Annotated in this window: 13 protein-coding genes and 5 tRNA genes; 9 read left to right on the top strand and 9 right to left on the bottom strand. The window is 37.7% G+C overall.

Going from position 1 to position 17,525, the window contains the following annotated elements; translation table 11 throughout:
* Window positions 1-4 precede the first annotated feature (4 nt).
* The 5 genes from CLU97_RS23965 to CLU97_RS03860 all read left to right on the top strand — a co-directional run bounded on the left by CLU97_RS23965 (window position 5) and on the right by CLU97_RS03860 (window position 9,114).
* Window positions 5-5,431, top strand: a complete 5,427-nt coding sequence (locus CLU97_RS23965) for a SpvB/TcaC N-terminal domain-containing protein (protein WP_228437513.1) — start codon at window positions 5-7, stop codon at window positions 5,429-5,431.
* Window positions 5,410-6,591 (top strand): RHS repeat protein, encoded by a 1,182-nt coding sequence (locus CLU97_RS23960; protein ID WP_228437508.1) that lies wholly within the window; start codon window positions 5,410-5,412, stop codon window positions 6,589-6,591. The genes CLU97_RS23965 and CLU97_RS23960 overlap by 22 nt, the downstream gene beginning before the upstream one ends.
* Entirely contained in the window at window positions 6,581-7,651 is a 1,071-nt protein-coding gene (locus tag CLU97_RS03870; protein ID WP_121486774.1) for a hypothetical protein, read from the top strand. The genes CLU97_RS23960 and CLU97_RS03870 overlap by 11 nt, the downstream gene beginning before the upstream one ends.
* Before the next feature lie 83 nt (window positions 7,652-7,734).
* Window positions 7,735-8,322 (top strand): hypothetical protein, encoded by a 588-nt coding sequence (locus tag CLU97_RS03865; RefSeq protein WP_183084509.1) that lies wholly within the window; start codon window positions 7,735-7,737, stop codon window positions 8,320-8,322.
* 195 nt (window positions 8,323-8,517) lie between these two features.
* On the top strand, window positions 8,518-9,114 hold the full coding sequence (locus CLU97_RS03860; protein ID WP_121486772.1) for a porin family protein: 597 nt from the start codon (window positions 8,518-8,520) through the stop codon (window positions 9,112-9,114).
* A 65-nt stretch (window positions 9,115-9,179) separates the two neighbouring features.
* Here the strand turns inward: CLU97_RS03860 and CLU97_RS03855 are convergent, their stop codons facing one another.
* The 6 genes from CLU97_RS03855 to CLU97_RS03830 all read right to left on the bottom strand — a co-directional run bounded on the left by CLU97_RS03855 (window position 9,180) and on the right by CLU97_RS03830 (window position 11,046).
* Entirely contained in the window at window positions 9,180-10,325 is a 1,146-nt protein-coding gene (locus CLU97_RS03855; RefSeq protein ID WP_121486771.1) for a tyrosine-type recombinase/integrase, read from the bottom strand.
* A 107-nt stretch (window positions 10,326-10,432) separates the two neighbouring features.
* A tRNA-Leu gene (locus CLU97_RS03850) sits at window positions 10,433-10,516 on the bottom strand.
* A 74-nt stretch (window positions 10,517-10,590) separates the two neighbouring features.
* Window positions 10,591-10,672 (bottom strand) — tRNA-Leu (locus CLU97_RS03845).
* A gap of 122 nt (window positions 10,673-10,794) precedes the next feature.
* Window positions 10,795-10,878: transfer RNA gene (locus CLU97_RS03840), tRNA-Leu, on the bottom strand.
* A gap of 6 nt (window positions 10,879-10,884) precedes the next feature.
* Window positions 10,885-10,960, bottom strand: a tRNA-Gly gene (locus CLU97_RS03835).
* A gap of 4 nt (window positions 10,961-10,964) precedes the next feature.
* Window positions 10,965-11,046: transfer RNA gene (locus CLU97_RS03830), tRNA-Leu, on the bottom strand.
* A 179-nt stretch (window positions 11,047-11,225) separates the two neighbouring features.
* On the opposite strand from CLU97_RS03830, the gene CLU97_RS03825 reads away from it, so the two are divergent.
* From CLU97_RS03825 to CLU97_RS03810, 4 genes are read left to right on the top strand one after another with little or no spacing between them, the layout of a single operon-like run.
* The gene (locus tag CLU97_RS03825; protein ID WP_089693608.1) at window positions 11,226-11,603 is read left to right on the top strand and encodes a DUF3127 domain-containing protein; all 378 of its coding nucleotides are present in this window, start codon (window positions 11,226-11,228) and stop codon (window positions 11,601-11,603) included.
* Window positions 11,604-11,663: 60 nt separating this feature from the next.
* Window positions 11,664-12,317: a leucyl/phenylalanyl-tRNA--protein transferase gene (aat, locus tag CLU97_RS03820; protein ID WP_121486770.1), complete on the top strand. Its 654-nt coding sequence runs from the start codon at window positions 11,664-11,666 to the stop codon at window positions 12,315-12,317.
* Complete coding sequence (locus CLU97_RS03815) at window positions 12,304-13,182, top strand: DMT family transporter (RefSeq protein ID WP_121486769.1); 879 nt, start codon at window positions 12,304-12,306, stop codon at window positions 13,180-13,182. Before aat ends, CLU97_RS03815 begins: the two co-directional genes overlap by 14 nt.
* Window positions 13,183-13,229: 47 nt before the next feature.
* Window positions 13,230-14,096, top strand: a complete 867-nt coding sequence (locus CLU97_RS03810) for a hypothetical protein (RefSeq protein ID WP_121486768.1) — start codon at window positions 13,230-13,232, stop codon at window positions 14,094-14,096.
* A gap of 44 nt (window positions 14,097-14,140) precedes the next feature.
* On the opposite strand, the gene CLU97_RS03805 is transcribed toward CLU97_RS03810, so the two are convergent.
* The 3 genes from CLU97_RS03805 to CLU97_RS03795 form a co-directional block, all read right to left on the bottom strand.
* Window positions 14,141-15,523 (bottom strand): tetratricopeptide repeat protein, encoded by a 1,383-nt coding sequence (locus tag CLU97_RS03805; protein ID WP_121486767.1) that lies wholly within the window; start codon window positions 15,521-15,523, stop codon window positions 14,141-14,143.
* A 207-nt stretch (window positions 15,524-15,730) separates the two neighbouring features.
* Window positions 15,731-16,699 carry a zinc-binding alcohol dehydrogenase family protein gene (locus CLU97_RS03800; protein ID WP_121486766.1) on the bottom strand — a complete coding sequence of 323 codons (969 nt, stop codon included), beginning with the start codon at window positions 16,697-16,699 and terminating at the stop codon, window positions 15,731-15,733.
* Between the two features lie 234 nt (window positions 16,700-16,933).
* On the bottom strand, window positions 16,934-17,515 hold the full coding sequence (locus CLU97_RS03795; RefSeq protein WP_121486765.1) for a Crp/Fnr family transcriptional regulator: 582 nt from the start codon (window positions 17,513-17,515) through the stop codon (window positions 16,934-16,936).
* Window positions 17,516-17,525: the final 10 nt, after the last annotated feature.

Here is a 17,525-nt window from a genome sequence, read left to right as displayed (position 1 = left end):
CGCCATGAAAAAGTACAATAAAAAACAAATACAGCTGTTTTCATCACTCATATTATCTTTTATATCCGTATTCTGTTTTTCTCAGACCCCATCCCCAAAATTTCATGACACCAAAGGAAATATAGAGGTTACAGGAGCTGGGCAGCTTCAGTATACCCTTCCTATAGATCTTCCTCCGGGTGTTAAAAATATGTCTCCCGGCATTAGTCTTGTCTATGTAAGTGGTGGTGGAAACGGGCTGGCAGGCTATGGATGGAACGTCACTGGTCTTAGTTCCATATCAAGGGTTGGAAAGAATCTTGAAAAAGACGGTATTACCAAAGGAGTACAGCTTGATTATTCAGATTACTACAGTTTTAACGGACAAAGGTTAATTTTAAAATCCGGGGAATATGGCAAAGATGGAGCAGAATATGTCACAGAGAAATATTCCAATATCAAAATTAAATCTGTAGGAAGCATTTCTGGACAAAGCTGGCAGGGACCTGAATATTGGGAAGTGACTTCGCCAGACGGTTCTATATCATGGTACGGGGCAACTGCTCCCGGAAGCAGCCAGGCCAGAACACCTATAGACTATCATGTTGTAAAAACAAAGGATACTGACGGAAATTATATTACCTACAGCTATACTCTGGCTGATAATGTTTCGGTGATCACAAAGATAAGTTGGGGCGGTAATGAAGCTCAGGGCACACAGCCTGTTAATACTATAGATTTTAACTTTATAGCAAGACCCAGAAGTGAAGCAGCCTACATTAGGGGAGTTGAGCATAAGCAGACAAAGCTCCTGGAATCTGTAGTCGTTTCTACAGGTGGGCAGCAGTACAAAAAATACGTTATTTCTTATAAAAAAGATGTTCAGGGCACTTCATACAGATACGTGGATAAAATAACTATTTCAAACGGTCAAAATGAAGAAGCCAACCCGGTTATTTTCACGTATGAAAAGTCAGGAGAACCAGATTCTTTGCCCTCTACGATAAGTACAGCCTTAAAACCTAAAAAGGATTATGATGTAGTGGGAGATTTTGACGGTGATGGCAATCTTGACGTGTTAAGATATCATTCTCAGGCTTCAGCCAGGATTCCACAGCCAGGAATATATCTTTACAAAAATTTTTATTCCGTTACCTATACTACGGAGAATCCCATATTTATTAACAGTACCCTGCAGGGATTGAAAGATTTCATTGCATTTAATTCTAAAAGTGCTAATCTTATTCATAACAAACAGGGAATTGTAGGATTTAAAACGATTACCAATACTGCTACTTCCACAAAAGATTTACAGTTTTCTTTTTACAGCTTTTCAGGAAATAGCCTGGTGCTGGATTTTACCAAAACCATTCCGGGAGCTGATTATGATTATACAACGGGAACCCAGTACAATGGCGTTGTAACGACTGTTACAGGAATCAACGCCGTTGATTTCAACGGGGATGGTCTGAGTGAACTTGTGGTAATGCTTAATGACAGGGAGTGCTATCCTGAAGTGATAAGTCCTGAGTCAAGACCTCCATCGACTTGCACCACTTCAAAGCGGTATTATGTAGTAGATCCTGATGAATCTATTTCTGGTAACGGATGGTACTATCCCCTGGAGCTTTATCCTAATTATGATCAGATCGATAAAGATGTCTTTACCATTTACAAAGGAGGAGATTTTGACGGAGACGGCGTATTTGACTTTCTGAAACTAAGCCAGGACTTAAAACCTGTACTGATTACTTTTAAAAAGAATTCCCAGGGACAGTATGAATCTTTTATCGCTCCGTTTAATCCAGCAAACAATGAAACCTTACAGGGCATTTGGGCTAAAGGAGTTGTGGGAGACCTTAATGGGGACGGTCTGAGTGATCTGATGATACCCGAAAGTAATACTTCCGAATATTGGCATAAATATATTTCAAAAGGAAATGGTTTTACTTATGAAAAGGTGCTCTTTAAAGCCCCTACAGAAAGAGAGCTTGTTCAGCACGGGGCCTATTTTAATATCCACAATCCACGGACCTTTGCCGCTTATGATATTAACAATGACGGCAAGGCAGAGATTATTGCTGTTAAATCAATAAGAAATTACAGCTTAGCCTCTGTACAGGATAACAATAATGCAGCTAAGTATGTCACAGGTATTGATATCATGACTGCTATTTATTCTGAAACAGGCGGTTATGCTACTACAGAAAATCAGTTCTCGCATGGGGTTTACCTCTATAATCTTGACACCTATACGCTATATCTTGACAACAATGGCGTTAATGCAGAAGTTGGCGTTAATTCCAGGGACCTGATAGGGTTACCGGTTGACCAGTGGACCGGAGCAATGCTTAGAAAAGTGGCGCTGGGTTCCGCCGTGGGGTATGGCAGTGATCTTGGAGACCAGCAGCGTCTTATATCCCATGAATATTATGACATCGCAAAGGCTGGAAGAATAAAGAGTATATCACAGGGAGGAATCACTACAGATATTACTTATAAACAGCTGGACAAAAGTATCAATCCAGGATTGTATGACAATGTTTCTCAGCTCAGCTACCCTTATGTAGAGATTAACCAGTCTACAGGAATGTATGTAGTTTCCCAACTATCGCAAAGTACTACAACAGATAAAAAGTTAAAGCAGGATTTCAGGTACAGGGGGCTTACCTCTAATATTCTGGGAAGAGGGCTTACGGGCTTTAGAAAAATGGCACGCTCCTCATGGTATGCTGATGGATTTGAAAATACAAAGATTTGGACAGGGGTAGAAACAGATCCGCTCAATGATGGGGTTCCGGTAAAAGAATGGTCCATCAGGACTGATAATGAAACAAATATTTTCCCGGCAGATGTCTCTGAAAACAATACTCAGCTTTTAAGCTTAAAATCTACCATTTACCAGACCATTAAACACCTGAACGGACAGCAGGTTACTTCTATTCCTGATGCCGATAAGGCAAAGGTGGTGACAGCCATTTTACCAGCCAGAACCAGGGTAAAAGATTTCTTAACGGGGACTGTTTCAGAAAATAATATCTCTTACGGGCAGTACTACCTTCCCCAGCAGGTTGTTTCAAAGGTAAATGATACTTACGGGGTTACTACTTCGGTATTTGAGTATGAGCATAATCCTTCCGGCAATGGCAGTGGGTATTATATAGGACGTCTGAAATCTAAAACAGAAACCCAGAAGGCTTACGGGGATACCAAATCCGGAAAACAGGAATATACCTATGAAAATAACCGTATCAAAACGCTGAAAAAGTGGAACAGGGATAATACGGGATACCTTCTTGAAACCTACACCTATGACGGTTTTGGAAACATCACCGGAAAAACACTTTCCAACAGTATTGATTCTCAGGTGCGTACCACCAGCTCACAGTATGATCCTACAGGAAGGTTTGTCATTAAGAGAACAGATCACATGGGACTCTCTACTCAAATCACTTACACCGCAATTGGGCAGGTGCTTACCCAGACAGATCCGCTGGGAAATACCGTTAAGAGCAGCTATGATAACTGGGGAAAACTTCTGCTTACAGAAAACAACCTTTTGGGAAAAACAGTGTATACCTATGACAGGGATGCAAACGATAATGTTACTGTTACCACAATCGAAGCGGACGGAAATATCTCTAAAACACTTACCAACAAGCTGGGACAGGTATACAAGGTAACCACCAAGGCTTTTGCCCAGGGACAATACGTTTCTAAAGAAACCCAGTATGATGTCCTGGGAAGAAAGACAAAAGAGTCTGAACCGTATTTCGAAGGACAAAGCGCCAGTAAATGGAACATCATATCTTATGATAATTCTGTATACCCTGCCAAAGTAACGGCTACAGCATTTACGGGTAAACAGACAGAAACCAGCGTGTCAGCGTTCACAACAACAGTAAAGGAGACTGCTACTGCTGATTACGGAAGAACCACTACCAAAACAGCGGATGCTTTAGGAAACACGATCACTTCCACCGATAAGGGAGGAACCATTACATTTTCTTATAACGCCGCCGGAGAACAGGTAAAAGCACAGTATGCAGAAAATACGGTAAGTACAGTCTATGACAGTTGGGGCAGGAAATCAGAATTTAACGATCCTTCCAATGGATTGTATAAATATGAATATGACGGACTGGGGCAGGCTAAGAAAACCATCAGCCCGAAAGGAACCAAGGAATTTACTTACAATAACCTGGGGCAGCTGGTTTCCCAAAAAGAACTTTCTACGAGTGATGGCGGAGTGGCTACCAATAAGCTCATTACTTTCACTTATGATTCTAAAGGGCTGCTTATCAAAAAATCTGGTACGGCAAACGGGATTCCATACAGTACGGAATATGAGTATGATCCTTATGGAAGAGTTGTTTCTGCTATTGAGAATAGTAATGGGAAAACCTACGCCAATAAAGGAATCACCTATGATGATAAAGGAAGGGAAATTTCCTATGTAAAACAGCTCTCTTCTTCAGGTATGGTTACCGAGGCTCATATAGAGAATATTTACAATGACTGGAACGGAGAGCTTTACCAAATTAAGGACCAGCAAAACGATAAGGTTCTTTGGCAGCTTCAGGAAACGAATGCAAAAGGACAGGTTCTTGAAAGCAGATTGGGTGCTGTCAATATTACCAATTCGTACAATACTGCTTCTGGAATGCTCACTGAAATAAAGCATATTTCACCAGCACAGACTGTACTGAACATACAGTACGGCTTTGATGCCATCAGAAATGAGCTGAAATCCAGAAAAACACTGGGCGATTTTAATATCATTGAATCTTTTACTTATGATGACAATAACAGGCTGATTGAGTGGACTAATCCAGTCACAAGCCAGCTTTCTAAAAATACCTATGATGAGAAAGGAAGGATCAGGCAGAATGACCAGGTAGGTGAGATAAAATTTGATAATTCAGCTAAAATTTATCAGCCTACAGCAATGACCCTTAATAACAATGGAACGCAGAACTATAATGGTGACCTGATCCAGACCGTTGTATATAATGAGAACAATGATCCAGTCCAAATCAATGGGGAAAAAGCCCATATCAGGTTTGGGTATGGTCTTGGGAGTATGAGGCAGCGTGTGGACATTGAAAAACCACTAGTAATTGGCGGAGGAGGATCAGACTCTTCTATTTCATTGATGAGCGCACTACCGGAAGGCCCTGTATGGCAGAGTAAAATATCAAAGTTTTATAATGAAGACGGAAGTTTTGAAGTGGTTTATGATCACACAACAGGACAACAGAAACATATTATATACATCGGAGGTAATCCGTATGAATCTAATATTGTATATTTGAAAAACTTTGAACAGAGCAGCGGTTCTTACATATTTTTGCACAAAGATTATCTAGGCAGCATTCTGGCGATAACTGACCAGGACGGAAACAGACTCGAACAGAGACACTATGACGCATGGGGAATCTTACCCACCTAAAGATAGGAAATGAACCTGTAATAACGGATAAGGGAGTCATTGCTGAAGCTTCGCTTATTATTGATCGTGGCTATACAGGACATGAGCACTTTATGGGAGTAGGCATTATTCACATGAATGGCAGGCTGTATGATCCTTTATTAAGGAGGTTCTTAAATGCGGATGAAAATATCCAGGATCCTACCAATACTCAAAACTACAATAAGTATGGGTATGTGATGAATAATCCGCTAATGTATAATGACCCAAGCGGGGAATTTTTACAGTGGATTATTGGAGCTTTTGTTGGAGGATACCTAAACGGTGTGGCTGCCAATGGTGGAAACTGGAACCCTGTAAAATGGGACTGGCAGAGAACATGGAGTGCCGTGTTGGGAGGTGCCATCGGTGGAGCAGCTATCTCAGGGGCACTGGGTACGATCACAAGCAACCCCGGAGCTATTAAGTTTGCTTTGCCGGGTATTATCTCAGGAGGACTCAACTCAGCGTTTACAGGAGGTAATTTCTTAGGGGGAGCCATTGGAGGAATATCCTATACAGGGAATTTATTTACCAATAAAGTAACATCAACAAATATTCCTAATAATGGATATAAATACATTATTTCTCCAGACTATAATGATGAAATAGATGAAGGTCCCGGAGGCCCTGGGAAAGGGGCATTAGCTGGAGCGCTAGTCGGAACCTTAGAGGGAGGAACTACGGTATCTGCTGCCGGACCAATTGGCGTACTTTGGTACGTAATGAATGGGGTTTTTGGTTCTGCTCATATACCTAATCATGCAGATTGGGGGTATCGATACACTAGAGCCGTACCATTAACTCTCACTGATGTCAGAGCTGAATACAAGGTGAGAGAAAGGGATACCAGACCTGGTTCTTATACTATTATATTTGGGAATGATCATAAATACCACGGTAAGGGATCACTTGAAAGAATGTTTACATCTGCAATATTAAAGATGACGCAGAATAGTACAACGGTAAAATCTTTTGATTGGACACCTTCAGTATCTCACAGAGAAGCTTTTAAAGCAGAATATAGGAGAATGCAAACGGATAGAGTGCGCCGAAGATATGAAGAGGGCTATATGAATCCAATAAATTATAATATGATACAATCACCTGGAAAAAAATACATACAACAAGATGGATACTAATATTTATTATGACATTGAGGGACAAGGATTGCTAGTCACTAGTAATTTCGCTGAAGAGAAAAAATGGATGGATTTGGGAGTGAATCCCAAGATAGAATATAGAAAGATAGAAATTTCAGAAATAGATAATTATAAAGTAGTAGATGTAGGTTTCACTAAAGTAGAAGATGATTATTTCCAAAAAATGAAGGGAGTATTTTCTAAACTAAAATTAGAGGCAGTTGCTTTTCATGATTCCTCAGTAGATCTATCTGATGTTATAATAGATGTTCAACATCTTATTATAGGTGAGAAGTCAAAAATGAATATATCTGCAAAGAATTTCAAGAACCTTGAAGAAGTTACTTTTTTATCTGTAAAAAGCTTTAAAGGTAAAATACTTGACCAGTTTGATACTGTTAAAAAGGCTGTATTTTGGGATAGCACTAAAACATCTTCTTTTCCAGAAATGTTTCCCAATCTTATAGAGTTAACAATTAATAAAGGAGGATTAACGGAACTGGATCTAAGGAATAATAAAGATCTAGAGAAATTGGGTGTACATTATTGTACTAAATTGGAAAAGATTTTATTACCAAATCACCATAAGCTTAATGATGTATTTATAGAAAATTGTAAAAATTTAGATATTACTAATCTACCTTCCCTTGCAAGAGTATGGCCTCAAAGGAAAGTGAATGTAGAAAAGAAATCTTCGGATGTCAATCTAAACTCAACAGGGGATAAACACATCGATAGTTTAATTCTTGATCTCAAGAAGAATATGGAAGATTATATGCATGAAAATGATCCGTCATATACGCAGGATGATGTCGATCTCTGTATCGTGACCTTGTCTGATTATGTAATCAAATTATTTGCTACAGAATCAAAAGATGAAGGGATGAAAATCGTAAAATCGACAGTTCTGAAGTTAAATGACCTTAATGATAAATGTGATTTTTCTTTGATAGAAACAAATGAGAGGGAGCAAATCGCCGAGATTATCATATCGGCGGGGCACGAAAAAGGTTATAATGCCGTAGATGAAGATATCACTGAAGAATTGAGAGAGTGGTAAATTAAATCTCTTCAAGCAAAAGTAGGAGTACTCCTACTTTTGCTTTCATTTTCAAATGACTGTAAAATATGGAAAATAGATCTATGAGAAAGTTTGTCAATACTTCAGCTATTCTTTTCTGCTTTATAATTTTTGGAATCTATAAAGGACAGGCTTCTCCAAAGTATTTAGAAATTGAATGGAAAAACGGCAGTGAAGCTGCAAAGAAAATAATGACTAGTGAGTTTTATTATGATCCTTTAGATGCATGGTCTCCTTTTGGAAATGATATAGGTAGTGATACATACTATCTGTATTCTGACTGGAAAAAGGAACATCCAAAAAAAGATATAAAAAAATTTATTGACTCTCAACTTTCAGATTTTGGATACCTGGGCTTTGATATTTCCATGGATGGTAAAGATTCAGAAAGGTTAACTAGAATCGTTCGCACCATGCGTAATGAATATATTGATTTAAACATGATTGATAATATGATTATTTCATTGGCATTTTCTCAATTGTTTTTGGAAGGTAAGATTGATCCTGAAGTGAAAATATTGGCGGAAGCTGCATTCGGTAGAGAAACTGTATACCTTGATTTTTGGGGTGATGAAAAAAAAGAAACTAAGGAGAGAAAAGAAAGAGCAGAAAGAATGAGTAAACTTTTGGATGATTTACGTAAAGCTTAAAATATTAACCTAGTGACACAGTAGAAATTCGAATAATCATAATCTGATTATTAAAGCAAAAGTATGAATATTCGTACTTTTGCTTCTATTTAAAATGACTGTAAAAAATAAACTCACCATAAAAAGTAGGTAAATTTTAGACACATCTGATAATCATAAAAATACTAGATTCTAATATATTTTTAAAACATATTTATGAAAAAACATTTAATTAGCTTATACATGGTTTTAGGAACTCTGTCATTCGCACAATCTACAAACGGACCTAAATTTGGTGCTAAAGCTGGAGGTAGCCTTTCAAGTTTTACTGGAAGTGATTATAAATCTAAACTTGGATTTTATGCCGGAGCTTTTGTTAATATCCCTATTTCTAAAATATTTAGTATTCAACCAGAGGTAGTGTACAGTCAGCAGGGAGCAAAAGCAAAAGATAAATATTATTTTGGAGGTCTTGCTGTAACGGATATAAAGCAAACTCTTGGCTACATCAATGTTCCTGTAATGGTTCAGTATAATGCCACTTCTAAATTTTATTTTGAAGCAGGGACTGAATTTGGCTTCCTTATCAATGCAAAGGCTGAAGAAAATTTCATAACTACACCTTTGAGTAGAAATAATAAAGATTCATTAAAAACCTTCAATTTTGGATTAGGGATTGGCCTCGGATATAAATTTATTCCCAACCAAGGAGTCAATGTCCGTTATGTTGCCGGATTAACAAAAATTGTCAAAGATGACGTTGACTCTTCAAAAAATACTAATTTCCAATTAGGTATAAACTACTCTTTTTAAAAGTAAGAACTTTTTAATAACAAGTAAGAAGAGGCTGTCTTAAAAGTAAGACAGCCTCTATTATTTTAAATACAAATATCAATATTTTTATTTTTTTCTACTTGCTGCTGCTCATAATCAACGGCATAATTTAATGTTGTTCTTTCAGTTGTATGTCCTGCAAGTTCTTTACCTTTTGACAGCCCATAAACATTAGTCACCATATTTATATATGAGTGTTTTAAAGCATACCCAGTAATATTCAACCCAACTTTCCTTAAATATCTTGAAGCAATACGATATAAACTGTTTGCAGTTACAGGCTCATCATGTGGCATTTGGTTAAAACTAAATAAGTATTGATCAGGCTTAGCAATGTCATACAAAGTTTTCCAATAATTCCACGCATGGAAATTGATGGGTCGCATAGCTCGGGTATGAACGCCCCCCTTTTTCAAATTTATCCAAAAGATGCTTTTATCAATTTCAACATCTTCTTTTTTAACATGGATCATTTCTTCAAACCTGCTTCCACAATAAAAGAAAATATACAAAAAAACATAAACATTATAATTCAGGTTTTTTATAGAATGGAATTTCTTCCACTCTTCTGGAGTCCTAATAACTTCTTTTTTGGCCGGAATGTGAGGAAGTTTTGAAATACCACGAACAAAATTTACCTGAAATATATCCAGTTCCGTAAAAAACGTAAAGCAAGAAGATAAATGAGACTTTGTCTTATTGATCCTATAATTGGTATGCTGATCGTTTTTCATGTGAATAAGAAGCTGTTTAATATCTGCTTTCGTAATATCTTTTATGGGTTTTAAATGCAGTTTCAACAAAGTAGCATATTTTGTAATATGCTTCATGCTGTTGATCATATCTTCTTTAGAAGATTTAACCAGATCTTTTGTTTCAATAGCAATATTACAAGCTGCCAAAAATAAGGTTTTACCATTAACAAGATTTAATCCAGAAACGGTATCATATTCTCCTGTTTTTGGATTGTACCCACGATCAAGCAAATATTGCTCTTCAGCAATCAGACGCCTTGTCTCGGCAACACGTTCTGTATGATCCTTAATATGGTTCATACCTTTGAATGATGTAGGATATTCAATTCCATTTTTATCAGTAAAATTGTATCGAACGATCCAGTCTTTTGAGATTGTTTTTTTTGATGTTTCCCAATTTACGGGATAAACTTTCATTTCAGAATAAGATTTCATTTTTTGCACGTTTTTTTGCACGATTTGAAATCTAGCGAGAACAAAGAATTTTTTTTGAATTTTAAAAACCTCCGCAAATCCTTTGTGGAAGGGGATTTGCGGAGTTGTACCCCAGACGGGACTTGAACCCGTACGTCCTTGCGGACACAGGATTTTAAGTCCTGCGTGTCTACCAGTTCCACCACCAGGGCATGGTATGGACAAAAAAAAGATTCGAACCTCGGTTCCAACCTTCTTTATAATTCTAAAAGTATTTTTAGAATAGTGCGGATGAAGGGACTCGAACCCCCACGCCTCACGGCACCAGATCCTAAGTCTGGCGTGGCTACCAATTACACCACATCCGCGGATTTACCATTTTCTTTTTACAGATACTGGCCGTATTTCTTACAAATATAAAATATTTTATTTAAAAGAACACTCTCTATTAAAACAAAAAACCCTCCGTAAGATATTACAGAGGGTCTTGTACCCCAGACGGGACTTGAACCCGTACGTCCTTGCGGACACAGGATTTTAAGTCCTGCGTGTCTACCAGTTCCACCACCAGGGCATGGTGTGGAGCGAAAAACGGGATTCGAACCCGCGACCCCAACCTTGGCAAGGTTGTGCTCTACCAGCTGAGCTATTTTCGCATAGTGCGGATGAAGGGACTCGAACCCCCACGCCTCACGGCACCAGATCCTAAGTCTGGCGTGGCTACCAATTACACCACATCCGCTGGTTTTTTTATACTGTAAGTTTTAAAGAGCTTGCTTCGTTTTTGTGAGTGCAAATATAGGACAATTTCCTTTAGCACCAAACTTTTCAGGAAAAAAAATTAAAAATTCCACATTTTTTTTTCACGGCACCTTTTATTACATTTCATTTTCTTACTTTTACATCGTTAATATTTACGATATGGAATTACAAGGAACGGTAAAGAAACTTTTTGATGCTCAAACATTTGCGAGCGGGTTTCAAAAAAGAGAAATGGTTATTTTGACCCAGGAACAGTATCCACAGCCGATAAACATAGAATTTTTGTCTGATAAAATAAGTTTATTAGATAACCTTAAAGAAGGAGAAAACGTAAAGGTAGGAATCAATATCAGAGGTAGAGAATGGGTTTCTCCTCAGGGTGAAACTAAATACTTCAACTCTATTACAGGGTGGAGAGTAGAGAAAGTTTCTGAGAACGCTTCAGAACCTACTCAGGCTATGCCTCAGCAGTCAGCATCTCCTGTTTCTAACGAAAATCCGTTTGCCGGAGACGATGACGATGATTTGCCTTTTTAATTAAAGAATAAAGATCAAATATAAATCCTGCTTTTTGAAGTAGGATTTTTTTTCTAAAAAATGGTTCGATTAGACGAAAACGAGATTTCATTTCCCGACCCGGAACTGTATGAGGGCCACGAAGGAGTAGTTGCTTTCGGTGGCGACCTGTCTGTAGAGCGCATTTGGTTTGCCTATCAGCTGGGTATTTTTCCCTGGTACAATCCTGGAGAAGAAATTCTCTGGTGGTGCCCGGATCCGAGATTTGTTCTGGTTCCGGAAGAGCTGAAGGTTTCAAAATCTATGAGAAAAATATTGAACAAAAATGTTTTTACCTTTTCGGAGAATCAGAATTTCAGGGAAGTGATCAGAAACTGTCAGCAGGCAACAAGAAAAGGACAGTCAGGAACATGGCTTTCTGATGAATTGATGGAATCTTTTATCCAGCTTCATCAATACGGTCTGGCCAAAAGTATTGAAGTATGGCAGGATGGAGAACTTGTAGGGGGTTTTTACGGGCTACAGATTGGCAATGTTTTTTGTGGCGAAAGCATGTTTGCCAAGGTGAGCAACGCTTCCAAAGCAGGATTTATTCATTTTGTAGAAAGCAACAAAAACAACATTGAACTTGTTGACTGCCAATCACATACAGAACATCTTGAGAGCCTGGGGGCGAAAATGATTCCTAAAAAAGAATTTCTAAAAATCTTACACGAAAATAATGAACGCAGATAAAGAAAAATGGGTTCTTCTGATTATCCTGAGTATTATCTGGGGATCATCTTTTATTCTGATCAAAAAATCCCTGGAGCATTTTAATCCGTATCAGGTGGGCTCTTTAAGAGTACTTATTGCAGGGATTATCTTACTTCCGGTTGCAATTTCCAATTATAAACTTTTCCCTAAGAAACACTTGAAATGGCTCATTCTGGCTGCTTTTACAGGAAATTTTATCCCAATGTTTCTCTTTCCGATTGCCGAAACTGAAGTAAGCAGCAGTATTGCCGGGATTATCAATTCAATGATGCCTATTTTCGTCATTATCGTTGGAGCATTGGTATGGAAATTCGAAACGACCAAAAAACAGATTATAGGGACGTTAATAAGCTTTACGGGAGTTTGTATTCTCGCTTTCGGAGGAGGCGACAGCGGAGAACTGAAAATGATTCCGATTTTGCTGCTGTTATTGGCTACTTTATGCTATGCCATGAGCACAACAACTGTAAAATCAAAGCTTATGGAGGTTTCGTCTACTGTTCTCTCTGCTTTTGTATTCTCATTTGTTTTATTATTTCCATCTGTTATAGCATTGACGAGTACAGGATTCTTTTCGGAGTTCAGTTTTTCAAAAGATAATTTGATGGGACTTATGTTTGTGAGCCTTTTATCGGTTTTCGGAACCGGCCTGGCCATGACGATGAATTACCGTTTGCTAAAAGTTTCTTCTCCTCTTTTTGCTTCTACGGTTACTTTAATAATGCCTATTGTGGCTATTATCTGGGGGATTATTGATGGGGAAAAACTGACCTATTTGCAATTTGCAGGGGCAGGAATTATTATTGGCGGTCTCATATTTTTAAGAACAAATCCGAAAAAATAAAATCATATTATAAATTAAATTATATTTGGGTGATTTAACTTATAACTATGAAAAAAATTCTACTTTTTGGTGTTTTAGCCTTAACTGCAATTTCTTGCTACAGTTCTGACGACACTCCTTTTGATAACAGTGATCCATCTGCTCAAAACGTCATTCTTCCTACAAAAATGACAAAGGATGGCATTGTCATGAAAATCAATTACAACGGAACCAAAATCATCAGCATGATTAACAATATTAATCATGGGCAAAGAATTGAATTCACTTATACCGATGATTATGTAACCGGTATTAAAAATTACGAAAATAATATTCTTGAAAGCACTGTTGAATACGGATACAATAACGGCCGTATGGCAACAGCAGTTACTAAGGAATTTTCTACCACCGGAGCAATAGAGAATACCGTTACATTTACCTATACTTACACAAGCACGACTGAGATCAGTGTAAAAAGATTAACGAATTCCGGAACAGCAGGCTCTTCTACCATCAATAGTATATTCACCTACAACAATGGGAATATGGTGAGCAATGTAGGTTCAGGAATGGGAACGGTTAATGGAAATACAGTTAACTATACCGAGAAAGAGACCTATACCTACACGGATAAAAACTATCCTTTTAAAAATGTAAAAGGTTTTGACAAAATCATTTTCAACGGAAATGAAAGCAGTGACGGAGTAAGTATGTTATTCTCAAATATAAAAAACTCTTTAAGCACTTATAAAGGCGAATTCACCAATACAACAGTTGGAGGAGGCACAGGAAGCGGAACGAGTGCCCACAAATACACAACCACATTTAATAGTGCCGGTTACCCATCCGTAGAGGACAGACAAACGCTGGATATCAATGGAAACCCGACCAGCAGCGCTCCGGATAAATTTGTTTATGAATACAATTTTCAATAAAAAAACCTGCATTTCAGCAGGTTTTTCTATTATTTAAGATTATTCTAATTCTTTTTCTTCACTTTACTGGCTTTTACTTTTTTCACCTCATCTTTAATGAAAGGATATTTTTTCTGCATATCTTTTGCTAAAGACGGGTCAAGTTCTAATGCCTGTTGAAGTGATTCCATTCCTTTATCCTGGTCTTTCAGATTGTAAAAGCAGTTACTCAGCTGATAAAAAAGCTCTGCTCTGTGATGCTTCTTAATAGCTCTGTTTAGAACAGTTACAGCATCTTCATACTCTCCTACCAACATTAAAACTTCTGAATAAGCATACCAGTTGTAGAACCTTGAAGGCTCTGCATCCACCAGCTTTTTAAGACAGGAAAGGCTTTCTTCAAACTTCCCGGAATCAATGAATAAAAACGCCAGTCTTTTCTGGTAATCAAGGTTGTTTTCATTCAGCTGGGTAGCTTCTTTGGCATAATGCAATGCTTCAGACATTCCGCCCATTTCTTCGTAAAGATAAGACTGTTCCATCATGGCAAGATAAAACTGAGGGTCTTCTCTCAATGATTTCTGGAATGCATTTAAAGCTAAAATAGGCTGTTTCAATGCCTTATTGCATAATCCGATCTTATAAAAAGTAAATGCTTTTGTATATTCCAGCTCCAGCATTTCTTCATAAGTCTCAATAGCCTTCTGGTATTGTCCCAAAGCTTCATAACAAGCTGATTTATTAGCATAAACCCCAACAGAGTTTGAGTTGATGGCTAACAGATAATCATAACCTCTTATGGCTTCATCATAATTTTTTCTGTTGAAATAGAATTGTCCGTATTCAAACCAAGCTGTTTCAGAATAAGGGAATTCATCTAAATATTCATTAAGAAAGGCAATCGCCTCCTCACTCTTATTCAGGTCACTGAAGCACACCATAGCGTTTTCCAGCGAATATTCATCCGTAGGATCTTCTTTCAGTGCTTTTCTGTAATGTTTAAGAGCGTTAAAAGGATCTCCGAGATTCACATATTCATCCGCAATAAAGTTGTGGAGAAAGTTTTCTTCTTCCTCTAATGTCAAAGCTTTTTTGCAGATTTCAATGGATTTTCTGGGATTTCCTAAGTTCGAATAATACTTGGCGTAACAAACCAAAAAGTCTGTATGCTCCATAGAAGCACCCTTCAACTCGTCAATAAGTTCTTTCGCAGTATTATACTCTTCCCACTCCAGAAGGATTTCAAGTCTTTTGATCTTAATATCCAACGAATTAGGGTGAAGCTTCAGTCCATAATTAACAGCCATGTCAGCGTAATTAAAGTCTCCCAGCTCCAAATAATAAACGATGATGTCTTCTAACTCTTCGGTATCGAAGTAGAATTCGTCATTGTTTTCCATCATTTCCTCGAACTTTTTTACAAGTTCATTTCCAAAATACTCTTCCAATAGTGTCCTCTTTGTCGGCCTGATGTCTGAATTTGCTTACAAACCTCGGCAAACGTTTAGTTAATAATACATCTGAAACTGATATTCAAATATTTATGCAAAGTTGCAACTTTTTTTTGAATTTTCCATTTCATTAATTTCTATTATAAAAATAGTAAAAAAAGAAAACCGATAAAAGGATTGTGGATAAAAAAACGGAAATTGGGGTTAAATTCTTATTACAAGGCGTTTACCGCTTTGTATCTCAGCATGCCATATAGTTTCGATATTTTTAATATCAACCTCCTGGGTTTCCATTTTAATTTTTCCGTCCACAGCTGCCTGAAACATTTCCGGGATGATTTCTGAAAACAGAAGGGCAGATTCCTCTTTCGTCCAGCTACCCAATCCGGATCCGGAAATCTGAATATCTGTACCTCTTAGAATCTGTGAAGACAGCTGAATGGTATCTCCACTCATTCCTCCTATATTTACCAGTTTGGTTTTATGAGAAAATGTTCCGTCACCTTTAAAAGCAGACAAGATCATCTCTACAGAATGTCCCCAGATGTAGTCCAAAACAATATCTATAGGAGTTTCTTTGTGAAGTTCTTTTATTTTTTGCTTAAAATCATGATCATCCAGTTTGAGAGAAACAACCTCATCGGCACCCAATTCGCACAAAGACTGCAGCGATTCTTCATTTCTTCCAGTAACAATGATCTTTTGAGCTCCATATAATCTGGCAATCTGAACAGCAATCCTTCCTGTAATTCCTGTTGCTCCGTTAATGAGAACTGTATTTCCTTTTTGTATTCCAGCTTTGAATTTTAATGCCATTGCAGATCCCATAACAGCATTGGGCAATGCGGCTGCCAAAGAAAAATCCAGGTCTTCTGGAATAGAGATAATCATTTTTTTGTCTGCTGCGGCTTTTTCAGATACCGTTCCTTTTTTACTGAAAAAGTAAACCTTATCTCCGTTTTTCAGGTATCCCGCTCCATCTGTTCCGATAATAGTTGGCTGATATTCCTGATTTTCTGTGGAATAATGGTTTCCGCCTGCTCTGGCTCTATCCAGGTTTTTAATAGAGGCTGCTTTTACTGAAACCAAAATTTCATTTTCCTGTACTTCCGGTTCCGGAAAATCTGCATATTGAGGAATACTTCCTTTTTCAAATACTACTGCTGCTTTCATTCTTTTAATTTTTATACAAAATTATGAGGGATGAATGTTGCGGGGCGATAACATTTGTTATCAGTTTTGGATTTGTTTAGGAATGGAAGCAGGAAGAGGGAGGCGGAGGGTTATTGAAGCCCATTGTATAAGAAGGGACTTCTTTTAGTAAAAAATTCGTGAAGATTAACAGAAAAATCTGAAGTTATATATTGTTATCATAAAACTTCCAGCTTCTGGCTTCCTTCTTCCAGCCTACTCCAGCCTCTCTTTCAATATTTTGCTTTTAATTCTGCTGAGATGCACGGTTGTAATACCCAGATAAGATGCAATATAATGCTGCGGAACCCTTTTGATGATCTCGGGTTTTTGCCTAACCAGGTTCAGATATCGTTGCTGCGGAGTGTCTTTAATGAATGAAAAGAAATGTTTCATATAGTCAAATACTCTTTCAAAAAGGGCATCCATAAAGAGGTTTCTGAGCTCCGGATTTTCATAGACATCTTCCAGAAAAGCTTCCACATCAGGTTTATTGATTTTGTACAGGATACACGGTTCTATGGTCTCAAATGACACCATACTCGGCAACCCTTTTTTAAAACTCTCAAGAGAGGAGAACATTGTATTTTCAAGGAAAAACTGGAAGGTTACATCTTTCCCGTCATTATTGTACCAGGCTCTGACAATACCTTTTTCAATGTAATAGGCGTTATAGGAAACCTCATCTTCCTTTAAAAGCAGGGTTTTGGCAGGAACTTCCATGCGTTCGAAGCTGCCCAGAAATTTTCTCCATTTTTCTTTGGGAAAGGGAAATCTGTTTTTGATATGCTCAAACATTCCTGATATA

Origin of the sequence: Chryseobacterium sp. 7 (assembly GCF_003663845.1) — a bacterium.
GTDB lineage: Bacteria > Bacteroidota > Bacteroidia > Flavobacteriales > Weeksellaceae > Chryseobacterium.
Note: the sequence above shows the minus strand (reverse complement) of the source record. Positions and strands in the feature narration are given on the sequence as shown.

Bases quoted from the DNA above. Each gene is read 5' to 3' on its own strand.
- CLU97_RS23965 (WP_228437513.1), top strand. From the start codon at position 5: ATGAAAAAGTACAATAAAAAACAAATACAGCTGTTTTCATCACTCATA.
- CLU97_RS23960 (WP_228437508.1), top strand. From the start codon at position 5,410: ATGGGGAATCTTACCCACCTAAAGATAGGAAATGAACCTGTAATAACG.
- CLU97_RS03800 (WP_121486766.1), bottom strand. From the start codon at position 16,699: ATGAAAGCAGCAGTAGTATTTGAAAAAGGAAGTATTCCTCAATATGCA.
- CLU97_RS03860 (WP_121486772.1), top strand. From the start codon at position 8,518: ATGAAAAAACATTTAATTAGCTTATACATGGTTTTAGGAACTCTGTCA.
- CLU97_RS03825 (WP_089693608.1), top strand. From the start codon at position 11,226: ATGGAATTACAAGGAACGGTAAAGAAACTTTTTGATGCTCAAACATTT.
- CLU97_RS03870 (WP_121486774.1), top strand. From the start codon at position 6,581: ATGGATACTAATATTTATTATGACATTGAGGGACAAGGATTGCTAGTC.
- CLU97_RS03865 (WP_183084509.1), top strand. From the start codon at position 7,735: ATGAGAAAGTTTGTCAATACTTCAGCTATTCTTTTCTGCTTTATAATT.
- CLU97_RS03815 (WP_121486769.1), top strand. From the start codon at position 12,304: ATGAACGCAGATAAAGAAAAATGGGTTCTTCTGATTATCCTGAGTATT.
- CLU97_RS03795 (WP_121486765.1), bottom strand. From the start codon at position 17,515: ATGTTTGAGCATATCAAAAACAGATTTCCCTTTCCCAAAGAAAAATGG.
- CLU97_RS03810 (WP_121486768.1), top strand. From the start codon at position 13,230: ATGAAAAAAATTCTACTTTTTGGTGTTTTAGCCTTAACTGCAATTTCT.
- aat (WP_121486770.1), top strand. From the start codon at position 11,664: ATGGTTCGATTAGACGAAAACGAGATTTCATTTCCCGACCCGGAACTG.
- CLU97_RS03855 (WP_121486771.1), bottom strand. From the start codon at position 10,325: ATGAAATCTTATTCTGAAATGAAAGTTTATCCCGTAAATTGGGAAACA.